Origin of the sequence: Sphingomonas gei (genome assembly GCF_004792685.1) — a bacterium.
GTDB lineage: Bacteria > Pseudomonadota > Alphaproteobacteria > Sphingomonadales > Sphingomonadaceae > Sphingomonas > Sphingomonas gei.
The window spans coordinates 23231-49046 of record NZ_SRXT01000005.1 but is presented as its reverse complement, the minus strand read 5'-3'; the positions used below and the strand labels follow the sequence as shown (position 1 = coordinate 49046).

Here is a 25816-nt window from a genome sequence, read left to right as displayed (position 1 = left end):
CGGATCAGTTCTTCAGCCGATACCCCGTGCGGAAGATCGCGATGATCAGCCCGAGGCACAGCAGCAGGAACAGCCCCGTCACCCCGAGGCTCCAGCCGATACTGACATCGCCCTGGCCGAAGAAGCTCCAGCGGAAGCCGCTGACCAGATACACCACCGGATTGAACAGGCTCACCGTGCGCCACGGCTCGGGCAGCATATCGATCGAGTAGAAGGCGCCCCCGAGGAACGTCAGCGGGGTCACCAGCAAAGCGGGCACGATGTTCAATTGCTCGAACCCCTTGGCCCAGATCCCGATGATGAAGCCGAACATGCTGAACGTGACCGAAGTCAGCACGAGGAACGCCAGCATCGCCGCCGGATGATCGATCCGCAGCGGGACGAAGAACGCCGAAGTGATCAGGATGATCAGCCCGATCACGATCGACTTGGTCGCCGCCGCGCCGACGAAGCCGATCACCATCTCGACCGCCGAGATCGGCGCCGACAGCAATTCGAACACGGTGCCGGTGAATTTGGGAAAATAGATGCCGATCGAGGCGTTGGCGATGCTCTGGGTTAGTAGAGATAGCATGATCAAACCCGGAACAAGGAAGCTGCCGTAGTTGACACTCCCGATCGAATCGATGCGACTTCCGATCGCCCCGCCGAAGACGATGAAGTACAGCGAGGTGGTGATCACCGGAGTCACCACGCTCTGCCACAGGGTACGCAACGTGCGCGCCATCTCGAACTTGTAGATCGCCCAGATGCCGTGGAAATTGACGCCGGTCATGCCACGGCTCCCTCGTTCGATGCTTCCTTGTGCTCGACCAGATCTACGAAGATGTCCTCGAGGCTCGACTTGCTGGTGTCGAGGTCCTTGAACCCGATGCCCAGGTCGGCGAGTTTCCGAAGCAGCGACGGGATGCCGGTGCGCTCGGCCTGCGCGTCGAACACGTAGCGCAGGCGATGCCCCTCATCCTCGAGGCTGAGATGCCATTCGTTGAGCTCGACCGGGACCGCGGTCATCGGTTCGACCAAGGCAATGTCCATCTCGCGCTTGCCGAGCTTCTTCATCAGCACGGCCTTTTCCTCGACCAGCAGCAATTGGCCCTTGTTGATCACCCCCACCCGGTCGGCCATTTCCTCGGCCTCTTCGATATAGTGCGTGGTCAGGATGATCGTGGTGCCCTGCTCGCGCAATTTGCCGATCATCTTCCACATGTCGCGGCGCAGCGAGACGTCGACGCCGGCGGTGGGTTCGTCGAGGAACAGGATCTCGGGCTGGTGGCTGAGCGCCTTGGCGATCATCACCCGGCGCTTCATCCCACCCGACAATTCCATGATCTTGGCATCGCGCTTGTCCCACAGCGACAAATCCTTGAGCACCTGATCGAGATACGCCTGATCGGGCTTCTTGCCGAACAGCCCGCGCGAGAAGCGCATCGTCGACGCCACCGTCGAGAACATGTCGACGGCGATTTCCTGCGGCACCAGCCCGATCCGGCTGCGCGCTTCGCGCGGGTGGCGGATCGCGTCATGGCCGTCGACGAGGATCGTGCCCGTACTGGGGGTAACGATCCCGCAGATGATGCTGATCAGCGTGGTCTTGCCCGCCCCATTGGGACCGAGCAACGCGAAAATCTCGCCGCGGCGGATCTCCAGATCGACATGGTCGAGCGCCTTGTGGCCCGACCCATAGGTCTTGCTGACCTGGGAAACCGAAAGAATGGATTGCATGGGGGACCCCGGACCGGAACGGATCCGTTACGTAGGCGCGGGGGTGGGGTTGGACAAGCAGTCCAGCAGAAATCCTCCCCGCCAGGGGGAGGATAGTGGATCATTTCCCCGCCCGCGCCTCGGCGACCGCCCGCGCAAGCCCGGCATAATCGCGTGCGCCCGAAAGCAGCTTTCCGCCGACGACCCACGCCGGCGTTCCGGTCATCGCGAGTTGCTCGCCGAGCTTGTAGTTGGCAGCGATCTCCTGCTCGACCGGTTTCGACTGAACGGTCTTCATCGCGATGCTCTTGTCGAGACCGGCCTTGTCCGCCGCGATCGCGATGCTCTCCGCACCCGGTTGGCCGGCGGCATAAAGCGCATCGTGAAACGCGCGGAACTTGCCTTGCTCAGCCGCCGCCAGCGCCCAGCGCGCCGCGGCGACGCTCTCGGGCCCGAGCACCGGATATTCGCGATAAACCACGCGGACGCCCGGATCCTTCGCCAGCAGCGCGTCGATGCCGGGCAGGCTGGCGCGGCAATAGCCGCAGGCATAGTCCATGAAGGCAACGACCGTGACGTCGCCGTTCGGATTGCCCGCCCAGGCACCCGCATAGGGCTTTTGCAGCTGGGCGAGATGCTGCGGCACCATTGCTTGCGCACCCTGCTGCGCCTTTTCGTAGCGCGCCGCTTCGCGCGCCTGGAGCCGGTCCATGGCCTCGGGCAGGATTTCGGGATGCTCGAGCAAGTAACCGCGGACCGCCGGTCCGGCGAGGCCCGGCATCCAGCTGAGCAGCAGCGCGAAGGCACCCGCGCCGAGCAACGCGGATGCGAGCATCGCGCCGGCAAGCGCCAGCGGGTTGCGCAACAGTCTTTCGCTCATCGGCGCTTGCGCTTCTCTTCGTCCATCGCATTCTGCGCGACCATCGAAATGTCCTGCGCGCGGACCCAGTCGATCGAACCCTGCGGCAGATTCGCCATCGCCGAGCGGGCACTAACCAATGCCGTGCGCATATCGCCCATCAGATGCGCGCGCTCGGCAGTGGCGAGCGCCGTGCGCGGCTCGTCGCCCTTGCGCTCATAGACCGTGCCGAGCTGCATCCAGGCGAATGGGTTCTCCTTGTCGCGCGCGACCGCCGTACGCAGCACCGATTCGGCTTCGACCAAGTTCGCCTTGTCCTCGGTCGCGAGCAAGGCATGGCCGAAGGTCGCGGCGATCAGCGGCTGGTTGTTCGAGCGCTGGGTGGCTTCGCGCAGCGGCGCGATCGCCTCGACCGGCTTGCCCGATTCGAGCAGGATCTGGCCTTCGAGCTCGAGGAAATAGGGATCGTCCGGCGCGCTCTTGACCAGAGCTGCGGTCTCCGCCGCCGCCTGATCGGGATAGCCCGATTTGTGATAGGCGTAAGCGCGGGCATAATGCGCGGGCGCCGATTGGTCGGTCGCCGGATAGCGCCGCAACGTCGTCTCGGGCTCGGCGACATAGCCGCGCAGCTTCGCCTGGACCCGCTTGAAGCGCCGTTCGATGTTCGGGTCGATCGGCTTGCCCCATGACGGTGCGGTTTGCAGGTCCGCCTTCAGATTTTCGACGCGATCGGCCGACATCGGGTGAGTCTGCGCGAACGGGTCGACTTCCGGATTGGTCGAGTAATAGCCGTAGCGGTGCATCTGCGCGGTGAGCTTGTCGAAGAAGCTGAGCATGCCCTTGCCGCTGATTCCGGCGCCGTTGATGAAACGCACGCCCGCGGCGTCGGCCGAGGATTCCTGGACGCGGCTGAAGGCGAGATATTTGCCGATTGCAGCGCGCTGACCCATCATCAGCAGCCCGGTGCCTGCCTCGCCCGCCCCGGCCGCCATCGCCGCTGCGCCGAGCAACAGGCTGAGGATCGAAATGTTGGTGTAGCCGCCGTCATTCTGGAACACCGCGTGGCCGCCGACGATGTGGCCGATCTCGTGCGCGATCACGCCCTGGACTTCGTTGGCAGTGTCGGCCGCGTCGATCAGCCCGGAATGAAGATAGACGATCTGCCCGCCGGCGACGAAGGCATTGATCGACGGATCGTTGATCAGCACGACGCGGACATTGTTCGGCGACAGCCCGGCGGCGATGATGATCGGGCGCGACATGTCGGCGAGCAGCGACTCGGTCTCCGCGTCGCGCAGGATCGACTGCGCCATTGCCGGCCGCGCGGCGAAGCAGCTCAGGCAGAGCAAGGCGAGCAGGGCCGCAAAATGCTTCATGCGCGGCATCATCGGGGCAAACTCCACGGGGCGCAACGCTGTCGGGTATCCACGATGAACATGTCGTGAAGCCAGGCGAGCGTGCGGTCTTTGGCCCCGCACGCTCGCTTGTGCATCAGGCGCCGAAGGTCCGCTGCCACCAGCCGCGGCGTGGTTCGCCATCGGGATTGGTGTCGTCGTCTGCGTCGCTTCCCTCGGGCGCGAGGTCCTGCGCGACCGGTTCGGCTTCGGCATCGGCCGGGGCTTCCGCCGCAACCTCGGCGGGTGCCGCGGCATCGGCCTTCTTGCGCCGGCTGCGCTTGGGCTTCTCAGCCGCTGCTTCGGCTACGACGGGCTCGGGCTCGGGCTCAGGGACCGCGACGGCCTCGACCGGCGCTGCCTCGGCATCGGCCTTCTTACGGCGCGAGCGCTTCGGAGCCGGCGCGAGCGCCGCCTCGGGCTCGGGAGCCGCTTCGACTGCCGGCGCTTCTGGAGCCGTCTCGGCAACTGCCTCGACGGGAGCCTCGGCGTCGGCCTTCTTGCGGCGCGAGCGCTTGGGCTTGGCCGGCGCCTCGACTTCGGCGACGGGCTCAGCTTCGGCAACCGGCTCCGCTTCGGTCACGTCCGTCGCTTCGGCGACCGTATCCTCGGCATGGCCCGGACCGCGACGGCCACCGCGACGGCCGCGACGGCGGCGCTTGCGGCTGCTCTCGCTCTCTTCGCCGTCATGCTCGACGCGCTCACCAGTCTCGGTCTCGACGGTCGCGACGGGCGCATCGCCCTCGTCTTCGGCCTCGCCTTCGCCGTTCTCGTTCTCGTTCTCGCCGGCTTCGCCCTCGCCATTCTCGTTCTCACGACCGCGACGGCCCCGGCCACGACGCCGACGACGGCGCTTGCCGCGGCCCTCGCCTTCGCCTTCGGCTTCGGCTTCGTCGCGCTCGCGCGCTTCGCGAGGCGGGCGGGCGGCGCGAGGGGCTTCGGCCTCGGCGACCTCTTCCTCCTCGATCTCGTCCTCTTCGACTTCCTCGACATAATCGTCTTCGGGCTCTTCGATCAGGCGCTCGATGCGCGGCGCGTGCGCCGGCGGCGGACCGCCAGCCTCGACCGTCATCCGCGCGCCTTCGAGTTCACCGTCGGGCGCGACTTCGATCATCACGCCGTAGCGGTCCTCGATCTCGGCGAGTTCGAAGCGCTTCTTGTTGAGCACGTAGAAAGCGGCTTCGGCGCTGGCGCGGAGCAGCAGCTGCGAGCCGCGGCCACGGGCGGCCTCGTCCTCGATCATGCGCAGTGCCGACAGGCCTGCCGACGATGCGGTACGGACCAGACCGGTGCCTTCACAATGCGGGCATTGGCGAGTCGATGCCTCGAGCACGCCGGTGCGCAGGCGCTGACGGCTCATTTCCATCAGCCCGAATGCGCTGATGCGGCCGACCTGGATGCGGGCGCGATCGTTCTTGAGCGCCTCCTTCATCGCCTTCTCGACCTTACGGACGTTGGACCCGTGATCCATGTCGATAAAGTCGATGACGACGAGGCCCGCCATGTCGCGCAGCCGCAGCTGGCGCGCGATTTCCTGCGCGGCCTCGAGGTTGGTCTGCGTCGCGGTCTGCTCGATATTGTGCTCGCGCGTCGAGCGGCCCGAGTTGATGTCGATCGAGACCAAAGCCTCGGTCGGGTTGATCACCAAATAGCCGCCCGACTTGAGCTGGACGACCGGATTGTACATCGCCGAAAGCTGGTCCTCGACCCCGGCACGCTGGAACAGCGGCACGGCATCGGCATATTGCTTCACCTTCTTGGCGTGGCTCGGCATCAGCAGGCGCATGAATTCCTTGGCCTGGCGATAGCCGTCCTCGCCCTCGACGATGACTTCGTCGATATCCTTGTTGTAGATATCGCGGATCGCGCGCTTGAGCAGGTCGCTGTCGCCATAGACGAGCGCCGGCGCCGAAGACTTGAGCGTCTCCTCGCGAATCCCGTCCCACAGGCGGGCGAGATAATCGAAGTCGCGCTTGATTTCGGTCTTGGTGCGCTGGAGCCCGGCGGTGCGGACGATGCAGCCCATCGACGGCGGCAGCTTGAGATCCGCCATGATCGTCTTGAGGCGCTTGCGATCGGCAGCCGAGCTGATCTTGCGCGAGATGCCGCCGCCATGCGCGGTGTTGGGCATCAGCACGCAATAACGGCCGGCGAGGCTCAGATAGGTGGTCAGCGCCGCACCCTTGTTGCCGCGCTCTTCCTTGACGACCTGGACCAGCAGCACCTGACGGCGGCGGATCACATCCTGGATCTTGTAGCGGCGGCGCAGGTTCATCCGGCGCTGGCGCAGTGCCTCGGCCTCGTCGTCCTTGCCGCCGCGTCCACGACGACGGCCACCGCCGCGGCTGCCGCGGTCATGACCGTCCGCGCCGCCGTCATTCTCGGACGCTTCGGAATCCTCGTCATTCTCATCATGCTCGTCGTCGTGCGAACGCTCGAGCACCTCGACGCCGTCCTCGCCATCGAGATGATGATCCTCGTCGTCGCCGTCATCCTGCGCACGTAACGCGGCTTCCTCGGCGGCGTGCTCGGCCTCCTCGCGGAGCAAAGCTTCGCGGTCTTCCTTCGGGATCTGGTAATAATCCGGGTGGATTTCGCTGAAAGCGAGGAAGCCGTGGCGATTACCGCCATAGTCGACGAACGCCGCCTGAAGCGACGGCTCTACCCGAGTAACCTTGGCGAGATAGATATTGCCCTTGAGCTGCTTGCGCTCGGCGGACTCGAAATCAAATTCCTCGATCCGGTTCCCTTTGACGACGGCCACCCGGGTCTCTTCCCGGTGGCGTGCGTCGATCAGCATACGCATGGTCATTTATTATTCTCCGGGCGCGCCGGCCTGGACCCCTGAAGGCGGTAAGCCTGAAGGGCGGGAGCGCGAGCGCGCGATATAAAGTGCGGCCTGGGCCGGCGGCGCCGGCTGTGGTCTCGCAGGTTTCGAAAAATGCTGCTGCTGGCAGGGCACGCCCGGACGCGTGGTCCGGAAGCTCCGCCATCGTCACGCGGCCGGCCACTGGGGCCTGGCGGGTGGGACGATGGGGAAATTGCCTCATGCAAGCGTCAACCTGAACTGTCGCGGCAGATGTGGCCGCGAATACCGTCCGATACAAGGATCGGAGCAGGCTCTTGCTAGCACCCCCCGCGCGACGCGGCAACTGCACCGGATACGAATAAAGCGGCGTAATCATCGGCAGCCAATTGCCGGGTGCCGGCAAATTTATGCCGATTAACCAAGCTGTTTCACTTCGGTTTGAGAGCCTCTGCCTAGGAAGGACGCGTCAGGGATTACGCGTCTCAGAGTTAGGTATCATGCATTTGGGCTGGACCCCTTATGGCCCGGCGCGGCATATCGCGCGGGTGCTATTCCTGCTTGCCCTTCTCTCCGGCTGGTTGACCGGGGTGCCAAGCTGGGCGGGCGTCGTGCAGGACGTACGCGTGCAGGGCGACCGCATCGTGATCCGCTTCGACGCGCCGGTCACGCAGGCGAGCGCATTCCTGCTCTCCGGGCCGCAGCGCATCGCGCTCGACCTGGCCGGCACCGAGCCCGGCCGCGTCGCGGTCGCCGGCGGCGTCGTCGCCAATATCCGTCAGGGCGTGCAGGCCGACGGCGCGCGCGTGGTGTTCGATCTGGCGCGGCCGGCGATCGTCACCGAAGGTAGCTTCGGCCAAGATGGGCGCACGCTGACGCTCCAGCTCAAGACGGTCGACGACGAACGATTCGCGCGCGCCGCGGCCGAGCGGCGGATGCGCTTCCTGCCGCCATTCACCTATCTCCAGCCGGCGCGGCGGCATCCGTACAGCGTTTCGATGGCGCTGCCCAAGCGCGTGTCGCGCGCGGCGCTGCCGCGAGTCTATGGCGAGGCCGGCCGGCCGCTGGTGGTGATCGATGCCGGGCATGGCGGACACGACCCCGGCGCGCTGTCCACCGACGGAGGACTCCGCGAAAAGGAAGTCACGCTCGAGGTCGCCGAGGCGATCAAGGACGCGTTGCTCGCCTCGGGCCGGGTCCGCGTCGCGCTTACGCGGGAGGACGATCGCTTCCTGGTTCTCCAGGAGCGCTACGGGCTTGCGCGGCGATTGAAGGCCGACCTGTTCATTTCGGTGCATTGCGACAGCGCCGGCAACCCCGAAGCGACCGGCGCCACCGTCTATACCCTGTCCGAAATCGCATCCGACAAGGAGGCCGCGCGACTCGCTGCGCGCGAGAACAAGGCCGACATCCTCGCGGGAGTCGATCTCGGCGTCGCCAGCCCCGACATTTCGTCGATCCTGATCGACCTCACTCAGCGCGAGACGATGAACGCCAGCGCCAATTTCGCCCGGTTGCTCGGCCGCGAGGCGCAGCCGCTGATTCCGATCAAGGCCAATTACCACCGCATGGCTTCGCTGATGGTATTGAAGGCGCCCGACATGCCGTCGGTGCTGTTCGAAACCGGCTATATCTCCAATCTGGCCGACGCCGCCTTCCTCGCTTCGAACGAAGGGCAGCAAAAGGTCGCGCAGACCGTTCGCAAGGCAGTGGAAATCCACTTCGCCACGCGGCTGGCGTCGCGCTGAGCGCCTCTTTTCCCGCCCACGCATGCGATCATTATAGAGGCGAAACGGACGAGTTGATTTCGCAGGCGTTTTGATCGGGTTTCATCCCCCGAGAAACTTGCTACACCGCACCCCGCATGGCGGACGGCAGCATTTCCAGCGAGAAAGTGACGATCAAGCGCGGGGCGGGCGGAGTCCGCGGCTGGTTCGGCCGTATCCGCCGCCGCTGGTGGTTCCGGATCCTCGCCTGGCTGGCGTTGCTCGCCGGGCTGTTCTGGTTGCTGATCTGGGCCTTGGTCGCGCGCAACCTGCCCTCGGTCGACAGCCTGCGCGCCTATGAGCCGCCGCTGCCGACCAATGTCCGCTCGGCGGACGGGCTGCCGATCCACTCTTATGCCCGCGAGCGCCGCGTCCAACTGAGCTACGCCGAATATCCCAAGCAATTGGTCGAGGCGTTCCTCTCGGCCGAGGACAAGACCTTTTTCAGCCATCACGGCGTCGACATCCCCGGCACCGCCGGCGCAGTAGTCGATTACATCACCAAGATGGGCAGCGGCCAGCGCGCACGCGGCGGATCGACGATCACCCAGCAGGTCGCCAAGAATCTGCTGATCGGCAACGAATATTCGGCGACGCGCAAGCTCAAGGAAGCGATCCTCGCCTACAAGATCGAAAGCACGCTCTCCAAGGAGCAGATCCTCGAACTCTATCTCAATTCGATCGAACTCGGCCGCAACGCCGGCGGAGTCGAGGCGGCGAGCCAGGCCTATTTCGGCAAGGAGCTCGATCGGCTCAGCCTGCCGCAAATGGCCTATCTGGCGATCCTGCCCAAGGGCCCGGCCAATTACGATCCCGATCGCTACACCGAGCGCGCGCTGGAGCGCCGCAACTGGGTCCTCGGCGAGATGCACGACAATGGCTTCATCACCGCCGCCGAGCGCGACGCGGCGCGCGCCGAGCCGCTGGGCGCGGTGCCGCGACAGACTCCCAAATATGAGCGCGTCGGCGGCTATTTCGTCGAGGAGGTCCGCCGCCAGCTGATCGACAAATTCGGCGAGAAGTTCGAGGACGGTCCCAACAGCGTCTATGGCGGCGGACTGTGGGTCCGCACCTCGCTCGACCCGCGGCTCCAGCAATATGCCCAGAAAGCGCTTCGCGATGGCCTGCTCCGCTACGATCGCGGGCGCGGCTGGTCGGGGCCGATCAATCATGTCGAAGTGGCGGACGGCTGGCTCCAGCCCTTCCTCAACACCAATATCGGCGTCGATTACGAGGACTGGCGCGCCGCGGTGGCGATCGCGCGCAGCGCCGGCGGCTGGGAGATCGGCTTCGACAACGGCCAGACCGGCACTTTGCCGCGCAGCCTCGCGACGATGCCGGTACGCGGCAAGGGCGGCGAGGCGTTCTCGGCGATCGAGGCGGGCGACATCATTGCCGTGGCGCCGGAAGGCAGCAATTGGGCGCTCCGCTCGATCCCCAAGGTCTCGGGCGGCATGGCGGTCGAGGATCCGCGCACCGGCCGGGTGCTGGCGATGCAGGGCGGGTTCGATTCGCGAATCTCCTCGCTCAACCGCGCGACGCAGGCGTTCCGCCAGCCCGGCTCGACGATCAAACCTTTGGTCTATGCCGCGGCGATGGAGCAGGGCCTGACCCCGGCGACGATCGTGGTCGACGGCCCGTTCTGCGTCTGGCAGGGCGCCAATCTCGGCCAGAAATGCTTCAAGAATTTCGGCAATATGCGCAGCGCCGGCCCCAAGACATTGCGCTGGGGCGTCGAACAGTCGCGCAATTTGATGACCGTCCAGGTCGCCAATCAGATCGGGATGGACCATGTCGTCGACCTGATCCAGCGCGTCGGCGTCTCGCGCCAGAAATTCCCGCCCTATCTCAGCTATGCGCTCGGCGCCGGCGAGACGACGGTGCTCCGCATGGTCAATGCCTATTCGATCCTGGTGAATCACGGCCGGGCGCTCAACCCGACGGTGATCGATTTCGTCCAGAACCGCCGCGGCCAGGTGATCTTCCCCGAGAATTGGCGCGCCTGCGACCGCTGCAACGCGCGCGAATACGACGGCGGGGCGATGCCGCGCCCGATCACCCGCGCGCGCCAGTTGATCGATGCCCAGAGCGCCTATCAGATCGTCCACATCACCGAAGGCGTGATCCAGCGCGGCACCGCGGTAGTGCTGCGCGATCTCGGCCGGCCGATCATGGGCAAGACCGGCACCACCAACGGGCCGACCGACGTGTGGTTCGTCGGCGGCACTCCGCAGATGATCGGCGGGCTCTATCTCGGCTATGATTCGCCGGTGAACCTCGGGGGTTATGCCCAGGGCGGATCGATCGCAGCGCCGATCTTCAAGCAGTTCGCGATTCCCGCCTTCAAGGACATGGAAGTGCTCCCCTTCACTGCCCCCGCCGGCATCCGCATGGTGCGTATCGATCGCGGCAGCGGGCGCAAGGTGACCGGCGGCTGGCCGACCAGCGACCCATTGGCCTCGGTGATCTGGGAAGCCTTCAAGCCCGAAGTCGAGCCGCAGCGCCGCCGCCGCACCGGCAACGAAGAAGAGGCCGAGACCAAGGCCGTCCAGAAGAAGGCCGCGCCGAAGACCCAGTCGCCGAGCGACAGCGATTTCTTGCAACGCGAGGGCGGAATCTACTAGCGGCGGCAAAGCACCCTATATTCGTCATCCCGGCGAAGGCCGGGATCCAGCGCCACCGGCGATTTGGCTTGGGGCTCTGGTCCCCGGCCTTCGCCGGAGTGACGGCAAGTTTTCGAAAGGTACTATCCATGCGCGCCGAAGCGCAGGCTCATGTCGACAAGATCAAGGCGGCGCTGGCGCTGCTGCGCCGGTTCCTCGATTGGGACCGCGCACTGCGCCGGCTCGACGAACTCAACGCGCGCGTCGAGGATCCGACTCTGTGGAACGACGCCAAGGCCGCGCAGGACGTGATGCGCGAACGCCGCCGGCTCGAAGAAGCAGTCAGCGCCACCCGCGCGATCGAGACCGAGCTCAACGACACCGCCGAGCTGATCGAGATGGCAGAGGCCGAAGGCGACGAGGAAATGGCGAGCGACGGCACCGCCGCGCTCGGCGCACTCGCCGCGCGCGCCGAGATCGACAAGGTCAAGGCGCTGCTGTCGGGTGAGGCCGATCCCAACGATACCTATGTCGAGATCAACTCGGGCGCCGGCGGCACCGAGAGCAACGACTGGGCGGGCATGCTCCTGCGCATGTACACCCGCTGGGCCGAGCGCCACGGTATGAAGGTCGAGCTGATCGACTATCACGCCGGCGAACAAGCCGGGATCAAGTCGGCGACTTTGCTGATCAAGGGCGAGAACGCCTATGGCTATGCCAAGACCGAGAGCGGCGTCCACCGCCTCGTTCGCATCTCGCCCTATGACAGCGCCGCGCGCCGCCACACCAGCTTCTCGAGCGTGTGGGTCTATCCGGTGATCGATGACGACATCAACGTCGAGTATAACGAGAGCGACCTGCGCATCGACACCTATCGCGCCTCGGGCGCGGGTGGCCAGCACATCAACACCACCGATTCGGCGGTGCGCATCACCCACATCCCGACCGGCATCGTGGTGCAGTGCCAGAACCAGCGTTCGCAGCACAAGAACAAGGCCGAAGCCTATAACCAGCTGCGCGCCCGCCTGTACGAGCGCGAGCTGCAGATCCGCGAGCTCGCCGCCAGCGCGGAGAACGCCACCAAGACCGATATCGGCTGGGGCCACCAGATTCGCTCCTACGTCCTCCAGCCGTATCAGCTGGTGAAGGATCTGCGCACCGGGGTCACCTCCTCCGCCCCTTCCGATGTGCTCGACGGGGATCTCGACTCGTTCATGGCCGCTGCATTATCCCAGCGGGTGACCGGCGAGACGGTCGAAGTGGAGGACGTCGATTGAGGTCAGCCCTCGCTTTGGGCATAGCATTGCTGCTGCTCGCCGGCTGCGACGGCGGCGCCGCGGTTCCGCGCGAACGCAAGGCGCCGGCCAAGAATACCGGCTTCCCCGCCGCCGATCGGCCGGTCGCGACGATCGTCTCGGCGCGCTGGTCGACCGAAGAGGCGCGCGACCGGCTCAACGAAGCCGAGAAGGTGATGGGGCTCGCCGGGATCAAGCCGGGGATGACCGTCGCCGATATCGGCGCCGGCGAAGGCTATTACACGATCCGGCTCGGCCAGCGCGTCGGCAAGGAGGGGCGCGTCGTCGCCGAGGACATCGTCCCCGACACGATCGAGGCGCTGGGCAAGCGCGTGCTCCAGCAGCGGCTCGACAATGTCAGCGTCCGGCTCGGCCTTCCCGCCGATCCGCGGCTGCCCGAGGCGAGCTTCGATCGCGTGCTGATGGTCCACATGTATCACGAGATCGAGAGCCCCTACGAGTTCCTGTGGCGGATGCGTCCCTCGCTGACTCCCGACGGCCAGGTGATCGTAGTCGACGCCGACCGCCCGACCGAGCATCACGGCACCCCGCCCGATCTGCTCAAATGCGAGTTCACCGCGGCGGGCTATGCGCCGGTGTCGATGCGGCCGATGCCGTCGGCGGGCGGCTATATCGCGATCTTCCGCGCCGCGGGCGAGCGCCCCGAGCCTGGCATGATCAAGGCATGCAAGAGCGGCGCGCGCGCCACGCCCGTGGCGGTCCAGTCCGGCCAGGGGTCAGAGTAAGCCGAGCCGGCGAAAGCTGGTGACTCCGCCGCGCGCCACGATCAGATGGTCGGCCAGCCGGATGTCGAGCGTGGCGAGCGCGCGCGCGAGCAGCCGCGTCGCCTCGCGGTCGGCGCTGCTCGGCGCCGGATCGCCGCTGGGATGGTTGTGCGCCATCACGACGGCCGCCGCGCCGAACGCCAGTGCGTCGGCAGCGATGTCGCGGATCGGCAACACCAGCCGGTCGACCGAGGCCGAACGCGCGTGACGCATCCCCAGCACGCGCTCGTCGGCCGCCAGATAGACGAACGCCATCACTTCGGTCGTCTCGTCGGCCAGGCAAGCGAACAGCGCGACCGCGGCGGCGGGATCGTTCAGGCGGCGCGGCGCATCGAGAGCCTCGAGCGGCATTGCCGACAGCTGCCAGTGCGGCGGCTATCGCCGAAGCGGATCCGGGTCCGATCCGGTGCGATGGTTCATCCGAAATGACACGAACCTTCAAGTTGGTCATCCCGCTACGTCGGGATGACGGCAATTAGCGATAGCAGGCCTTCTCTTCGGGGTGTGCCGCAAGGTACCGCTTCCGTGCCGCCGCATCCGCGTCGCGACGACGCTTGCCCGGCATGCGCATCTGGCGCTTGACCGTGCCGGTAACCGCCACCCCGTCCTGCAGCACGGGCTCGTACTCGCCGTCCTTCATCATCGCGTTGCAGAACCAGAAACCGAGTTCGTTCTTCAGATTGCCCTTGGCGATGCGGCAGCGAAGCGGTTTCCCCTTGGCATCGAGGTCGATCAGCATGTCTGCCCAGAAGTCGCCGGGCATGAGCTCGTTCGTCTGCCAGGGATAAGCCTGGCCTGGGCTAAGCTTGGGGCAATGCTGGCTTGCCGCCACGGGTCCGGAGATCAGCATTGCGGCCAGGCCAAGCGAGAATAGCTTCTGCATAGCGGCAGGCTAGCGATCCGCCGCCGCGGTGCAAGCCCGTCCGCGCTGCTACCAGGAAGCTCCATTTTCGATTAAACCGCCAGCCTGCATCGCGCAGTCGACAATTCGGCAGGCCCGGCTATTCCTCCGTTTCGCGGCCCCGCCGCGCGTGAGAGGCGACGAGAATGCGACATCCCGAATATCAGTATCTCGATCTTCTCGAGCAGGTCCTCGAGCGCGGCGACGAGCGGCTCGACCGGACCGGGGTCGGCACCCGGTCGATCTTCGGGACTTTGGTGCGATTCGATCTGTCCGACGGCAGCGTGCCGATCCTCACCACCAAACGCGTCTATTGGAAGACTGCGGTCAAGGAGATGCTGTGGTTCCTGACCGGCGGGACCAACATCCAGCCGCTGGTGCGCGACAATGTCCGCATCTGGACCGACTGGCCGCTGGCGACCTATCGCCGCGAGACCGACGCGGACATCAGCCAGGCCGATTTCGAGCGACGGATCGCCGAGGACGATTCGTTCGCGGCGCGCTGGGGCGAGCTCGGCCCGGTATATGGCAAGCAATGGCGCCGCTGGATGGGAGCCGACGGGCGCGAATATGACCAGATCGCGGGGCTCGTCGACACCCTCAAGACCAATCCGGCGAGCCGACGCATGCTGTTCCACGGCTGGAACGTCGCTGAGCTCGGCAGCATGGCGCTGCCGCCTTGTCACATGGTGTACCAATATCATGTCACTTCGGACGGCCGGCTGAACTGCCTGTTGTTCCAGCGCTCGGTCGATCTGCTGCTCGGCGCGGCGTTCAACTTCGTCGGCGCCGCGGCGCTGCAATTGATGCTGGCGCAGCAGGCGGGCCTTGCTCCCGGCGAGCTGGTCTGGGTCGGCGGCGACGTCCACCTGTATCTGAACCATCTCGATCAGGCCCGCGAGCAACTGACCCGCGCGCCGCGGCCGTTCCCTACGATGCGGCTGGTCCGGCGCCCCGCCAGCATCGACGATTACCGGATCGAGGATTTCGAGGTTTCGGACTATGCGCCGCATGCCTCGATCAAGGCCGAGGTGGCAGTCTAGGCGGGCGCCATCGTTCGATCGGCCGGGATGACAAGCGCCTTCCGATGCCGCAAAGTGCCGCTGCCTTCGCGATCGAGTCGCATCTTCGGCGAGGCGGATAGGCCCCGCTTTTTCGACTCCCGCGCGAGACAGCAGCGCCGATCCTGACGGTCGGCACCTCTTGCAGTCCGGCGCGAGAATGCATGACGCCCGCGTCTCGGACGAGGAGACGATCATGACGCAATCAGGAACCACCGCTCCGCCGCAGCCCGACATCGCCCGGGCCCAGCCATCGCCCATCGGCGATCCCATGACCGAGATGCTGATCGTCGCGCCTTCCGATCCGGTGTCGATCTGGCCGTTCGAATACCATGCCTCCGACGAGGAACTGGCCGATCTCAAGCGGCGGATCGAAGCGACGCGGTGGCCGAGCAAGGAGCTGGTGGCCGATGGGACGCAGGGCGTGCAGCTCGCGACGATGCGCAAGCTCGCCGATTATTGGGCGAACCATCATGACTGGCGCGCGTTCGAGGCGCGGCTCAACGCGCTGCCGATGTTCGTGACCAACATCGACGGAGTCGACATCCACTTCATCCACGTCAAATCGCCGGAAGCCGGCGCGCTTCCGCTGATCGTCACGCATGGCTGGCCGGGATCGGTGGTCGAGGAGCTGAAGATCATCGATCCGCTGATTAATCCGACGGCATTTGGCGGCAGCGCCGCGGACGCGTTCGATATCGTCATTCCGTCGCTGCCCGGCTACGGATTCTCCGGCAAGCCCACCGAACTCGGCTGGGATCCGGTGCGGATCGCGCGCGCCTGGACCGAATTGATGCGCCGGCTGGGCTATGCCGAGTTCGTCGCCTCGGGCGGGGACTGGGGCGATCCGGTGACCGAGCAATTGGCGGTACTGTTCCCCACCCAGGTCCGCGGCATCCACTTGAACATGCCGTCGGCGGTGCCGCCCGAGATCTTCCAGGCGCTGCAGTCGGGTCCGCCCCCTGCCAATCTTTCCGCGGACGAGAAGCGCGCTTTCGACCAGCTCGCTTTCTTCTTCAAGACGGGGCTGGCTTACGCGCAGGAAATGACCAACCGGCCGCAGACCCTGTACGCGATCGAGGATTCGCCGGTCGGGCTTGCCGCCTGGATCCTTGATCATGATGCGCGCAGCTACGAGCTCATCGCGCGGGTTTTCGACGGATTGGAAGAAGGCCTGACGCCCGACGATGTGCTCGACAACATCACGCTCTACTGGCTCACCGCCACCGGGGTCTCCTCGGCGCGGCTATATTGGGAGAATAAGCTGCCCTTCTTCGCGCCGCAGGGAGTGACCGTGCCGGTCGCGGTCAGTGCGTTCCCCGACGAGCTCTATCAGGTGCCGCGCAGCTGGGCCGAGCGCAGCTTCCCCCAGCTGATCCACTATAACCGCCTTCCCAAGGGCGGTCATTTCGCGGCGTGGGAGCAGCCCGAGCTCTTTGCGCAAGAGGTCCGCTCGGGCTTCCGCTCGCTTCGGCATTGAGGAGGAACACCATGCACGCGCTTCCTTCGGCTTTCGCGACACTTGCCTTGGTCGCGCTGGGGAGCGCGTCGCCTCTCCCGCAGGCGCGCCCTGCCGGCACGACTCGCACCGACCTGCAGCGCCACGATCTCGGCGTGCCGGGGCGCGAGGTGCTGCAGGCGCGGGTGGACTTCGCCCCGGGCGCCACCTTCCCGCGCCACAGGCATCCAGGCGAGGAGATCATCTATGTCCTCGAAGGATCGCTCGAATATGAAATCGCCGGCAAGTCTGTCGCGCTCAAGGCGGGCGAGGTGCTGTTCGTTCCTGCCGGAACGATTCACGCCGCGCGCAACCTGGGCAGTGTAAAGGCCGCCGAGCTGGCGACCTATGTGCTGGAGAAAGGCAAGCCGCTCACTACGATCGTCGAGTGATCGAGTGCGGCCAGGCGGCGGGCGTATAAAGCCGCGCCATAACCGGGCGGATGCCGGGGCTCGACGGGTGTGAACAGCCCGGTGCGATCGAGCAGTTCGACGAATGCCTCGCGGACGAACTGCTGCTGCGACAATACCCCGCCCGACCAGGATATCGGAACCGACACGTCTTCGGGAAAGCCGAGCCGGCTCCGCAGCGCGGTCGCCAGCTCGAGCAGCTCGCCGGCCGCGGCCTGCAGTATGGCGCGCGCGGCAAGGTCGCCCTCCCCGGCCGCCTGCGAGACGAGATTGGCCAGACGGGCGATCTCGCCGCGCGCCATGCCGTGCCGGCCCATGATATGCTCGCACAATTCGAGGTCACTGCGCAGCGTAAACGCTTCGGTCACCCGATCGTGGAACGGGCCCTTGGGTGCGCGGCCGTCGCTCATCCGCGAGAACAATGCGAGCCCCTGGATCGCGATCCAGTGCGCCGAGCCCTCGTCGCCGAATATTTCGCCCCAGCCGCCGACGCGCGCACCGACGCCCTGGCGCTCGCCATAGCCGATCGACCCGGTGCCGGCGACGATGTTGATCCCGTCCTCACAGCCGAGCGAGCCGGCCCAGCCGCATACCATGTCGTTGCCGCAGGCGAAGCGATCATGCCCGAGCAGCCGCGCGCAGGCGGCGTGCAACTGCGGATCGACTTCGCTGTCCTCGCCATACGCCGGCAATCCGAAAAAGGCGTAGTCGAGCGCGGCGGGGGCGATGCCCAGCTCCCCGCATACCGCGCCCAGACCCTCGCCCAGCCGGCGCACCGCTTCCTCGGCGCCGACTTCGAGATGATAGGTCGTCCCGGTCAGTGCGCGGGCGACGATTTCGCCCGAGCCATCCATGCAGACGAATTCGGTCTTGGTGCCGCCGCCGTCGACGCCGAGGAAATACGCCGTCATGCGGGCGTCGCGTGGATCCGCACGCCCTGGACGACGCGGTTGACCGTGCCGCTCGCATTGGGACGGTCGGGAGTCAGGCCGAGCAGCTCGGAGACGCGCAGACCCAGCAATTGCGCCGGGACGACGAACGGGAACAGCAGGTCGACATCGGCCGCCTGCGTCATCCCCGCGATCGTGATCTCGGCACCGTCGGCCGGCTGCGCCGATATCACCACGACTTCGCCGCAGCGCGCGTCTCCGCGCAGTTCCTCGATGATGTCGAGATCGTAGAGCCGGGTGAGCGGATCGTTGGCGACGAACACGACGACCAGCGTCTCCGAATTGACGATCGTCTTGGGGCCGTGGCGGAAGCCGAGCGCGCTGTCGAAGCACGTGACGACCGCGCCGTCGCTCAGCTCCATCATCTTGAGCGCCGCCTCGCGCGCCAGCCCCTGGAACACGCCGCTGCCCAGATAGGCGACGCGCTTGAAGTTACGACGGGCGAGCCGCTCGATGACCGGCTCGGCGCGAGCGATCGAGTCGCTCACCGCAGCCGCGATCGCCGACGCGCGCGCGTCGAGCGCCTCGATCCCGCCGAGGATCGACAGCGCCGCGAGCATCATCGCGCTGAAGCTCGAGGTCATCGCGAAGCCGCGATCATGCGTCGCCTCGGGCAGAATGACCACCTTGGTGTTGGCGTTGCTGCGTTGCGCGAGATCGCCCTCGGCATTGCAGGTTATGACGAGGTGGTAGGCCTCGTCGACATGGGCATCGACCAGATCGACCGCGGCGACGCTTTCCGGGCTGCTGCCCGAGCGGCCGAACGACACCAGCAAGGTCGGCGTTTCGCGGCGCAGATTCTGCAGCGGCGCGCTGACGATGTCGGTCGTCGCAACCGCCTCGACACAGCGATCGAGCAGCTTCGACAGCCATGGCGCCAGGCACTCGCCGGCAAAGGCCGACGTGCCCGCGCCGGTCAGCACGATGCGCAGGTCCGGCCGCGCCAGCAAGGGCGCGACGAACGCCTCGATCCCGGTGCGGTCTGCGGCGAGCAAAGTCTGCGTCGCCTGCAGGGTTTCAGGCTGCTGTTCGATCTCGCGTCGCGTCCAGGGCACGGTGTCGAAATCTCCATTGTCCGTCGCGAGGAGAGTGTCAGGCATGAGGATAGCAAGCTCCGTGATAGGCATCGAGCGTCGCGCCGACATGGGCGATGACGAGCTCGGCAGGGTCGAGATTGGCCTGGCCGGACCGCAATGCGGCATAGGCCAGAGGCAAATATTGGCTGATCAGCGGCAGCGACGGCGGCGTGTCGCGCAGATTGGCGAACAACCATTCCTGGGCTGCGGCGATTTCGGGATCGGGCCAGTAATAGCGGACGCGGTCCGACAGGCTGTATTGCAGCTGCTGGGTCAGCGCCTCGCCGCTGGCGTGATAATATTTGGCCCAGTTCTTCGGCTCAGCGCGCATGCGTTCGAGGGTAACCTCCCGAAGATTGGCGCGGTTGCCCGGCGCCACGGTTTCCGCCTCGATCGCGTCGAGCGCCCACAAGGCCTCGCGCAACGCGAAGGTGACGCCGGGACCCACTTTGAGGATGGCGAAGTGATCGCGCACCAAGGCGGCGAGTGCTTCCGCGGTCTGATAATCGGTCGAATGCGCTTCGAACACGAGGTGATTGACCGGCTCGATCGCGCGGCTGAGCGCGACGGCGCGCTCGGGGCGATAATCGACCACCTTGTCATGATCGAACTCGACTCCCGGCTGCACCACCGTCGCGATCACGCGCTCCCACGCATCGGCGAGGCCGAGGTCGCCGAACAAGGCGCGGTGCATGTCGACCGTCGCGATCGCCGCGTCGGGCGTGGTCAGCGCCAGTTCGTCCAAATCCTCCGCCGCGCCGCCCGGCACCGGCACTTCGGTGCCGATCACATAGACCGGCGCGTCGGCGGCATCGCCCGTGAAGGCGTCCTCGGCCGCCCGGCACAGCCGCGCCGCGCGCTCGGCGATCGTGCGCTCGGGCAGAGGCACCGGATCGTCGGCACAGCTCATCGAGCAATCGAGATGGATCTTGCCGAAGCCGGCGCGGACATAGTCGGCGACCATGATCTCGGCCTTGTCCATCGCCTGCGCGGCAGGAAGCGCGGTCCAGGCATTGGGGCCGAGATGATCGCCGCCCAGCACCAACCGGTCTAGCGGAAATCCTGCCTTGGTGGAGATCGCTTCCACGAAGCTCCGGAAGTCGGCGGGCACCATGCCGGTATAGCCGCCATCCTGGTTGACCTGGTTCGACGTCGCCTCGATCAGCACGATCGGCTGGCGGGTGCGCAGCGCATGCCGGAACGTCGCTTCGATCACCAGCGGATGCGCGGAGCAGACCGACGTGACCCCGACCGGTTCACCCGCTTTGTGCCGCAGCACGATATCTCGAATCAAATCCACTTCAGCTCCTTCCGGACGGATGATAACGCTGTCCGCCGCGAAACACAATAAAGCGCAATATAACGAAACTACGCGGTTTCGGTGGCTTGCTTGTCTTCGGCATCGGGCTCGATCGCGAGCAGCAGCGACGCCACCAGCGCCAGCACAATGCCGAGCGTCTTGAGCGGACCGGGCACTACGCCGAGGATGACGAGCGAGAGCAACGCAGTGGCAAGCGGCGCGCCGGCATTGGCGAGCGGCGCGACGATGATTGCCTTGCCGTAGCGAAACGCGAAGACCAGGGTCAGCGCACCGATCGCGTTGAGCATCTGGATGAGCACCGCGAGCCCCGGACCGCTCAGACCCCAATTGATCGGCTTGGCAAAGTCGGTCATCGCCCACGCAACCGGAACCAGCACCAGCCCGGAGAGCATCATGTAGACGAAGATGCTCTCCGCCGACGTGACGTGGTTGGCCGCCTTCATGAAATAGGCCTGGAGGCCCCAGCAGAGCATCACGATCAGCGCCGGTATCAGCCAGGTCAGCGACGACCCGCCGGCGCTGCCCGGCGCGAAATCGAAGGTCGGCAGCGCGAGCAGGGCCAGCACGATCCCGATCGCGCCGAGCCGGCCGGTCCGCTCGCCCATCAGCAGCGCCGACAGCGCGATCGTCACGACCGGCGACAGCGAGATCACCGGGAAGATCAGATAGGCAGGCCCGCGCGCGACGGCGTAGAACAGCAGCATCTGGCCGCCCGCGCCGAGCAGGCCGATCGCGAGGCCGTAGCCGATCGCCTTGGGCGAACGGTCGAACCTCCACCCGACCTGCGCCAGCACCACCAGAGCGGGCGGGATCATCGTCAGCGCCCACACGCAATAGACCAGGGTCTCGGGAAAGCCGTTCTGCGGCGACAGCCCGGAAAACGCGCCCCAGATGCCCCACAGGACGACGGTGATCAGCGCATTGACGAGCCAGGCGCGGCTCGAGATCGCGCCGCTCATGCTGCGCTTCCCGCCGCCGGCGTGGCGCGGACCAGCAGGAAATGCTCGAACGACGCGCGGAGTGTGCCGCCGCGGCTCGCGGTGCCGAGCGCAGCGCCGGTGAAGCCGTCGGTCAGCGTATAGCGCCCCTCGCCGAGTCCGCGCAGCGCGATCGGCCCGTCCCATTTGTCGGCATAGAAGGCGTAGTGCAGCGCGCCGTCCTTCTCGATCGCATGGCCCTCGGGCTTGTCGAAGCCGATGTCGTAGAGCCCGCCGAGATACTCGCCCTTGGACAGCATGTTGGCGCGATACAGGTCGATCCACTTGCGCCAGAGCGCTTCCTTTTGCGGCGTCAGCACATAGCCGCCGGGCGGCAGCTTGTCGGTCGGACGGGTGGTGTCCGCCGGCCAGGTGAATTTGGTCGAGGGGATCGCGCCGATGCCATAGGTCGAGGCGAAGTCGTTGCGCCCGTCGCTGAGCTCGACATGGTCGCCGGCATAGGGCGCCGACGGCCCCATCAGCGCCTTGAAGGTCTTGCCCTTCGAGCGAACCTGCCACGACGAGGTCGGGTCCGACGCAGGGGTGTTGTTCATTGCCGGGATGTTGTGAAACGCGAAGCTGTCGCCGCACGGGCAGATCTCGACGACCGCTTCCGGATTGATCGACAATGCCTCGTCGTAGATCGCCTTCCAGAAATCCTGGAGCTTCTCGAACGATTCCTCGGGCCGGCCATGGTTGTGAGCGGGATTGTAGCAAGGCGCGACGGCGTTGAGATGCTGGCCGTCGAGCTTGAGCCCGTCATAGCCCCAGTCGCCGATAATCCGGCGCACCAGCGCGCGGTGATAGTCGATCACCGGCGGATAGGCGGGGCACAAGGTAAAGGCGTCCCACCAGGTCACCGTCTGCCGCGCGCCGCTGCGATCGAGCAGCAGCATGTCGGGATGATCGCGCAGCAGATCGGTGCCCGGGTCGACCGCGAGCGGCGCCAGCCACAGCCGCGGGCGCATGCCATCCGCCTTGATGCGGTCGGCAAAGGCCTTCATGTCGGCATCGCCGCGCGGGAATTTGGTGCGATCGACTTTCCAGTCGCCCTCCGAGGTCTGCCAGCCGTCGTCGAGCACTGCCCATTCGAAGCCGAGCGCCTTGGCCTTGGGCAAGGTCCCATAGACCTGCTCGGTGGTGAAATTGCGCTCATAGCCCCAGGCGCACCAGATCGGCGCGTAGCTCGATTCGGGGATCGCCGCCGGCGCCGCCAGCCCGCGCTCGGCCATGATCCGGCGATAGGCGTCGAGAGGACGGAAATGATCGCCGGTGTGCGCCATCAGGAAGGTGGCCGGCAGCTTCAGTGTCGCGCCGGGGGCGAGCACCGTCTGTTCGTCACCCGAAATCCCGACACGCGTTCCGCCCGGCTGCGCAGTGACCGGCAGCGAGACCAGCCGCGGCACGGTCTCGACATGCCCGACCGCGAGGCCGACATCGCGGCGCCAGACCACCGACACCGGGGTGCCGCCGCCATAATCCGAGCTGTTCATTCCCATGAAGTTGCGCTGGTCGAACCCCGGCTTGACGCGCTGCACCCAGTCGCGCCGATCGGGATGCGACGCGCCGGCGAAGGTCCAGGCGCCTTCGGGCCTGGCGAGCAGATCGTGGGTGGCGAGCCGCCAGCCGGCGACCGGGATCGGCGTGGACCCGGTGTTGCGGAAGCCGGCCTCGTACAGCGCCAGTCCGGGATAGCGATCGAATAAAGTGACGCGCAGATCGAGTTCGAGCTTGCCCCCGGCAGTGGCGCGGATCCGGTGCTGGCGGCCTGGGCCATGCGGCCCTTTGGCGGCCGCCGTCTCGGCATGATCGAGCAGCAGGAAGCGATCGATCGCGCCGCCGCCGGTCAGCAATGCAGCGCCCGCGGCGGATGAGGTCACCGGCTTGCCCGCGTACGACACGCGCGATTGCATTGCCGCGTCGAAATCGATCGTCAGCGTGCCGTCCGAAATGCGAACGCCCTTCGGCGCGGCGGCCCAGGCCCTGGCGCCCGTGGTCGGCGCGGCGATCATTGCGCCGCTCGCCATCAGCGATTTCAGCATCGTGCGGCGGGTGGCGAAGCTCGATGGCATCTTGGTCTCTCTCCAGCACAGGCCCCGCTATGGGCGGCAGCCGTTCGGAAAGAGCTTGCACCAAGCCCGGATGCGGCGCAAATCAAAACGCAACAAAAAAGAACGTTACGTTTCGATTTGCATCGATAGGGAGCTAGGAATGCGCATTTGGGGAATGATGCTGTTGGTTGGAGCGTCGGCGCTGGCGACGGGCGCGACGGCGCCAGAGCGCGGCTATGGCGAGGCCGACTTCACCAAGGTCGCCAAGTTCGACGCGCATGTCCATGCCAATGTGAACGACCCCGCCTTCCTCGAAGTGGCACGGCGCGATCGCTTCGAATTGCTCGCGATCAACGTCGATTATCCCGATTTCCCGCCGGTGCCGCTCCAGGCGACGATCGCGCATGCGATGCGCGCCAGCGACCCCAAGCACCTCCAGTTCGCGACGACCTTCTCGATGAAGGGGTTCGGCACGCCGGACTGGACCGAGCGCACGATCCGCGCGATCGACCGGGAAGTCGCCAAGGGCGCGGTGGCGGTCAAGATCTGGAAGAATATCGGCATGGTCGAGAAGGATGCGCAGGGCAAACGCGTGTTCATCGACGATCCGCGCTTCGATGGGGTGATGGCGCATCTCGAACAGCGCGGGATCCCGCTGATCGCGCACCAGGCCGAGCCCAAGAATTGCTGGCTGCCGCTCGACCAGATGACGACCGAGAACGACCGCAGCTACTTCCGCGCGCATCCCGAATATTACATGTACCTCCACCCCGAGGAGCCGAGCTACGAGGCGCTGATCGCCGCGCGCGACCGCTTCGTCGCCAAGCATCCCAAGCTCGCCTTCGACGGCGCGCATATGGGGAGCCTCGAATGGAGCGTCGACGAACTCGCCCGTTTCCTCGATCAGCATCCCCGTGCCGTGGTCGATCTGGCCGCGCGGATGTCGAACCTGCAGGCGCAGTCGACCGCCGATCTCGACCGGGTGCGCAATTTCTTCGTCAAATATCAGGACCGCATCCTCTACGGCACCGACCTGACCGACAGCCCGCCCGACCCCGCGGCGCGCGCGCAGAACCCGCCGGCGACGAGCGATTTCCCAGCCGAGGCCGATCGGGTCTGGCGTGCGGACTGGCGCTATCTGGCGACGCCGCTGAGCCAGCGCGTCGACGCGATCAACGCGGATGCCAAGGGGCTGGCGCTGCCGCGCGGAGTGATCGACAAGATCTACTATAAGAACGCGCGGCGGTTTTTCAGCCGAGTGCGGTAGGTCGCACCGCCCGCGATCGCATACTTATTCCGTCACCCCGGCGAAAGCCGGGGCCCAGAGCCGAAAGCGGTGTCGCCTGTGACCCTGGGTCCCGGCTTTCGCCGGGATGACGAAGAAGGGGCCTTACTGGCAGCATTCGGCGATACTGGGTCCCAGCCTTCGCGGGAGAGCAAACAGGCTTCTCGACGAAGCCCCACTCCTCAAACCAAATGCAGCCGGAACCCCGCACGCTCCGCCGCCGCCTGGATCCCGTCCGAATCGTCGGCGTCGGTGATCAGGTCGTCGATCTCGCCGACACTGAGGATGCGGTGCAGGCAGACCTTGCCGAATTTCGACTTGTCGGTCACCGCGATCACCTGGCGCGCCGCCTTGGCCATCTTGCGGTTGAGCATCGCCTCGGGCTCGAAATGGGTGGTGATGCCACGCTCGAGATCGAAACCGTCGACCCCCAAAAACAGCTTATCGACATGCAGATCCTCGAGCGCGCTTTCGGTCTGCGCACCGTAAAAGGCGCGGTTGCGGCGGCGCAGCGCACCGCCGAGCATGACCACGCCGATCCGCTCCTTGCGGGCAAGCGCACAGAGAATGTCGAGATCGTTGGTGAGGACGGTGATGTCCTCGTCGTCGGGCAAATGGTGTGCGATCTGGAGCGTCGTGGTGCCTGAATCGAGCACGATCGAATCGCCGGGGCGCACCATCGACGCCGCCAGCGCGCCGATCCGCGCTTTCTCGTCGATATTGCTCGCGCGCTTGGCCTCGAGCGGCGGCTCGGCGACGACATTGACGGCGTCGGCGGAAATCGCGCCGCCATAAGAGCGTTCGGCGACGCCGCGCTTCTCGAGATAATGCAGGTCCTTGCGGATCGTCTGCATCGACACGCCGAACCGCGCGGCGAGCGGCGCGACCTGCACGCTGCCCCGCTCGCGCACCAGCGCGCTGATCTGCTGGCGCCGTTCGCTGGTGTCTCGGATAATGACGGACATAAAACCTCCCGAAACGGGCTTACCAGCGACATAGAGCGGCGACAACAAACAGAATGCGTTTCGTTTCTTTTGTATTTGACAGTATCACGACGCTAGCATTACCAAACGCAAT

Annotated in this window: 21 protein-coding genes; 8 read left to right on the top strand and 13 right to left on the bottom strand. The window is 66.1% G+C overall.

Translation table 11 applies throughout. The features are described 5' to 3' along the window. Positions 1-4 precede the first annotated feature (4 nt). The 5 genes from E5A73_RS13020 to E5A73_RS13000 form a co-directional block, all read right to left on the bottom strand. The gene (locus tag E5A73_RS13020) at positions 5-775 is read right to left on the bottom strand and encodes an ABC transporter permease (protein WP_135964284.1); all 771 of its coding nucleotides are present in this window, start codon (positions 773-775) and stop codon (positions 5-7) included. Beyond that, a complete protein-coding gene (locus E5A73_RS13015; RefSeq protein WP_135964283.1) occupies positions 772-1722 on the bottom strand; it encodes an ABC transporter ATP-binding protein in 951 nt (316 codons plus the stop codon). The genes E5A73_RS13020 and E5A73_RS13015 overlap by 4 nt, the downstream gene beginning before the upstream one ends. Positions 1723-1822: 100 nt before the next feature. Further along, positions 1823-2581, bottom strand: coding sequence for a DsbA family protein (locus E5A73_RS13010; protein ID WP_135964282.1), 759 nt, complete (start codon positions 2579-2581; stop codon positions 1823-1825). Next, positions 2578-3945: a M48 family metalloprotease gene (locus E5A73_RS13005; protein ID WP_476712831.1), complete on the bottom strand. Its 1368-nt coding sequence runs from the start codon at positions 3943-3945 to the stop codon at positions 2578-2580. The genes E5A73_RS13010 and E5A73_RS13005 overlap by 4 nt, the downstream gene beginning before the upstream one ends. Before the next feature lie 106 nt (positions 3946-4051). Beyond that, a complete protein-coding gene (locus tag E5A73_RS13000; RefSeq protein ID WP_240700170.1) occupies positions 4052-6766 on the bottom strand; it encodes an Rne/Rng family ribonuclease in 2715 nt (904 codons plus the stop codon). A 494-nt stretch (positions 6767-7260) separates the two neighbouring features. On the opposite strand from E5A73_RS13000, the gene E5A73_RS12995 reads away from it, so the two are divergent. From E5A73_RS12995 to E5A73_RS12980, 4 genes are all read left to right on the top strand, one after another. Beyond that, entirely contained in the window at positions 7261-8508 is a 1248-nt protein-coding gene (locus E5A73_RS12995; RefSeq protein WP_135964280.1) for an N-acetylmuramoyl-L-alanine amidase, read from the top strand. A gap of 116 nt (positions 8509-8624) precedes the next feature. Beyond that, a complete protein-coding gene (locus tag E5A73_RS12990; RefSeq protein WP_135964279.1) occupies positions 8625-11150 on the top strand; it encodes a penicillin-binding protein 1A in 2526 nt (841 codons plus the stop codon). 128 nt (positions 11151-11278) lie between these two features. Then, entirely contained in the window at positions 11279-12406 is a 1128-nt protein-coding gene (gene prfB, locus E5A73_RS12985) for a peptide chain release factor 2 (protein ID WP_135964278.1), read from the top strand. After that, a complete protein-coding gene (locus tag E5A73_RS12980; protein WP_206366491.1) occupies positions 12403-13170 on the top strand; it encodes a class I SAM-dependent methyltransferase in 768 nt (255 codons plus the stop codon). The genes prfB and E5A73_RS12980 overlap by 4 nt, the downstream gene beginning before the upstream one ends. On the opposite strand, the gene E5A73_RS12975 is transcribed toward E5A73_RS12980, so the two are convergent. Further along, the gene (locus E5A73_RS12975; protein ID WP_135964276.1) at positions 13162-13560 is read right to left on the bottom strand and encodes a JAB domain-containing protein; all 399 of its coding nucleotides are present in this window, start codon (positions 13558-13560) and stop codon (positions 13162-13164) included. The genes E5A73_RS12980 and E5A73_RS12975 overlap by 9 nt on opposite strands. A 124-nt stretch (positions 13561-13684) precedes the next feature. Continuing rightward, positions 13685-14059, bottom strand: a complete 375-nt coding sequence (locus E5A73_RS12970) for a hypothetical protein (RefSeq protein WP_168355929.1) — start codon at positions 14057-14059, stop codon at positions 13685-13687. A 197-nt stretch (positions 14060-14256) separates the two neighbouring features. Between E5A73_RS12970 and thyA the strand changes: the two genes are divergently transcribed. From thyA to E5A73_RS12955, 3 genes are all read left to right on the top strand, one after another. Beyond that, entirely contained in the window at positions 14257-15153 is an 897-nt protein-coding gene (thyA, locus tag E5A73_RS12965) for a thymidylate synthase (RefSeq protein ID WP_135964274.1), read from the top strand. Between the two features lie 178 nt (positions 15154-15331). Next, a complete protein-coding gene (locus E5A73_RS12960) occupies positions 15332-16651 on the top strand; it encodes an epoxide hydrolase family protein (protein ID WP_135964273.1) in 1320 nt (439 codons plus the stop codon). 11 nt (positions 16652-16662) lie between these two features. Continuing rightward, positions 16663-17061: a cupin domain-containing protein gene (locus tag E5A73_RS12955; RefSeq protein WP_135964272.1), complete on the top strand. Its 399-nt coding sequence runs from the start codon at positions 16663-16665 to the stop codon at positions 17059-17061. On the opposite strand, the gene E5A73_RS12950 is transcribed toward E5A73_RS12955, so the two are convergent. The 5 genes from E5A73_RS12950 to E5A73_RS12930 all read right to left on the bottom strand — a co-directional run bounded on the left by E5A73_RS12950 (position 17016) and on the right by E5A73_RS12930 (position 23475). Further along, positions 17016-17990: an N-acetylglucosamine kinase gene (locus E5A73_RS12950; protein WP_135964271.1), complete on the bottom strand. Its 975-nt coding sequence runs from the start codon at positions 17988-17990 to the stop codon at positions 17016-17018. The genes E5A73_RS12955 and E5A73_RS12950 overlap by 46 nt on opposite strands. After that, positions 17987-19129 carry an SIS domain-containing protein gene (locus tag E5A73_RS12945; RefSeq protein WP_135964270.1) on the bottom strand — a complete coding sequence of 381 codons (1143 nt, stop codon included), beginning with the start codon at positions 19127-19129 and terminating at the stop codon, positions 17987-17989. The genes E5A73_RS12950 and E5A73_RS12945 overlap by 4 nt, the downstream gene beginning before the upstream one ends. Then, positions 19122-20405 (bottom strand): D-tagatose-bisphosphate aldolase, class II, non-catalytic subunit, encoded by a 1284-nt coding sequence (locus E5A73_RS12940; protein WP_135964269.1) that lies wholly within the window; start codon positions 20403-20405, stop codon positions 19122-19124. Before E5A73_RS12940 ends, E5A73_RS12945 begins: the two co-directional genes overlap by 8 nt. A 68-nt stretch (positions 20406-20473) precedes the next feature. Next, the gene (locus tag E5A73_RS12935) at positions 20474-21385 is read right to left on the bottom strand and encodes a DMT family transporter (RefSeq protein ID WP_135964268.1); all 912 of its coding nucleotides are present in this window, start codon (positions 21383-21385) and stop codon (positions 20474-20476) included. After that, complete coding sequence (locus tag E5A73_RS12930) at positions 21382-23475, bottom strand: glycoside hydrolase family 36 protein (RefSeq protein ID WP_135964267.1); 2094 nt, start codon at positions 23473-23475, stop codon at positions 21382-21384. Before E5A73_RS12930 ends, E5A73_RS12935 begins: the two co-directional genes overlap by 4 nt. Before the next feature lie 139 nt (positions 23476-23614). On the opposite strand from E5A73_RS12930, the gene E5A73_RS12925 reads away from it, so the two are divergent. Beyond that, positions 23615-24721 (top strand): amidohydrolase family protein, encoded by a 1107-nt coding sequence (locus E5A73_RS12925; RefSeq protein ID WP_135964266.1) that lies wholly within the window; start codon positions 23615-23617, stop codon positions 24719-24721. Between the two features lie 200 nt (positions 24722-24921). On the opposite strand, the gene agaR is transcribed toward E5A73_RS12925, so the two are convergent. Then, positions 24922-25704, bottom strand: coding sequence for a transcriptional repressor AgaR (gene agaR / locus E5A73_RS12920; RefSeq protein WP_135964265.1), 783 nt, complete (start codon positions 25702-25704; stop codon positions 24922-24924). Between the last annotated feature and the right edge of the window lie 112 nt (positions 25705-25816).

Excerpts from the sequence above, each read along its gene's own strand:
- E5A73_RS12930 (WP_135964267.1), bottom strand. The coding sequence starts at position 23,475 with ATGCCATCGAGCTTCGCCACCCGCCGCACGATGCTGAAATCGCTGATG.
- E5A73_RS12995 (WP_135964280.1), top strand. The coding sequence starts at position 7,261 with ATGCATTTGGGCTGGACCCCTTATGGCCCGGCGCGGCATATCGCGCGG.
- E5A73_RS13000 (WP_240700170.1), bottom strand. The coding sequence starts at position 6,766 with ATGACCATGCGTATGCTGATCGACGCACGCCACCGGGAAGAGACCCGG.
- E5A73_RS12950 (WP_135964271.1), bottom strand. The coding sequence starts at position 17,990 with ATGACGGCGTATTTCCTCGGCGTCGACGGCGGCGGCACCAAGACCGAA.
- E5A73_RS13020 (WP_135964284.1), bottom strand. The coding sequence starts at position 775 with ATGACCGGCGTCAATTTCCACGGCATCTGGGCGATCTACAAGTTCGAG.
- E5A73_RS12955 (WP_135964272.1), top strand. The coding sequence starts at position 16,663 with ATGCACGCGCTTCCTTCGGCTTTCGCGACACTTGCCTTGGTCGCGCTG.
- E5A73_RS13005 (WP_476712831.1), bottom strand. The coding sequence starts at position 3,945 with ATGCCGCGCATGAAGCATTTTGCGGCCCTGCTCGCCTTGCTCTGCCTG.
- E5A73_RS12990 (WP_135964279.1), top strand. The coding sequence starts at position 8,625 with ATGGCGGACGGCAGCATTTCCAGCGAGAAAGTGACGATCAAGCGCGGG.
- E5A73_RS13010 (WP_135964282.1), bottom strand. The coding sequence starts at position 2,581 with ATGAGCGAAAGACTGTTGCGCAACCCGCTGGCGCTTGCCGGCGCGATG.
- thyA (WP_135964274.1), top strand. The coding sequence starts at position 14,257 with ATGCGACATCCCGAATATCAGTATCTCGATCTTCTCGAGCAGGTCCTC.
- E5A73_RS12970 (WP_168355929.1), bottom strand. The coding sequence starts at position 14,059 with ATGCTGATCTCCGGACCCGTGGCGGCAAGCCAGCATTGCCCCAAGCTT.
- E5A73_RS12960 (WP_135964273.1), top strand. The coding sequence starts at position 15,332 with ATGCATGACGCCCGCGTCTCGGACGAGGAGACGATCATGACGCAATCA.
- E5A73_RS12935 (WP_135964268.1), bottom strand. The coding sequence starts at position 21,385 with ATGAGCGGCGCGATCTCGAGCCGCGCCTGGCTCGTCAATGCGCTGATC.
- E5A73_RS13015 (WP_135964283.1), bottom strand. The coding sequence starts at position 1,722 with ATGCAATCCATTCTTTCGGTTTCCCAGGTCAGCAAGACCTATGGGTCG.
- E5A73_RS12975 (WP_135964276.1), bottom strand. The coding sequence starts at position 13,560 with ATGCCGCTCGAGGCTCTCGATGCGCCGCGCCGCCTGAACGATCCCGCC.
- E5A73_RS12945 (WP_135964270.1), bottom strand. The coding sequence starts at position 19,129 with ATGCCTGACACTCTCCTCGCGACGGACAATGGAGATTTCGACACCGTG.
- agaR (WP_135964265.1), bottom strand. The coding sequence starts at position 25,704 with ATGTCCGTCATTATCCGAGACACCAGCGAACGGCGCCAGCAGATCAGC.
- prfB (WP_135964278.1), top strand. The coding sequence starts at position 11,279 with ATGCGCGCCGAAGCGCAGGCTCATGTCGACAAGATCAAGGCGGCGCTG.
- E5A73_RS12925 (WP_135964266.1), top strand. The coding sequence starts at position 23,615 with ATGCGCATTTGGGGAATGATGCTGTTGGTTGGAGCGTCGGCGCTGGCG.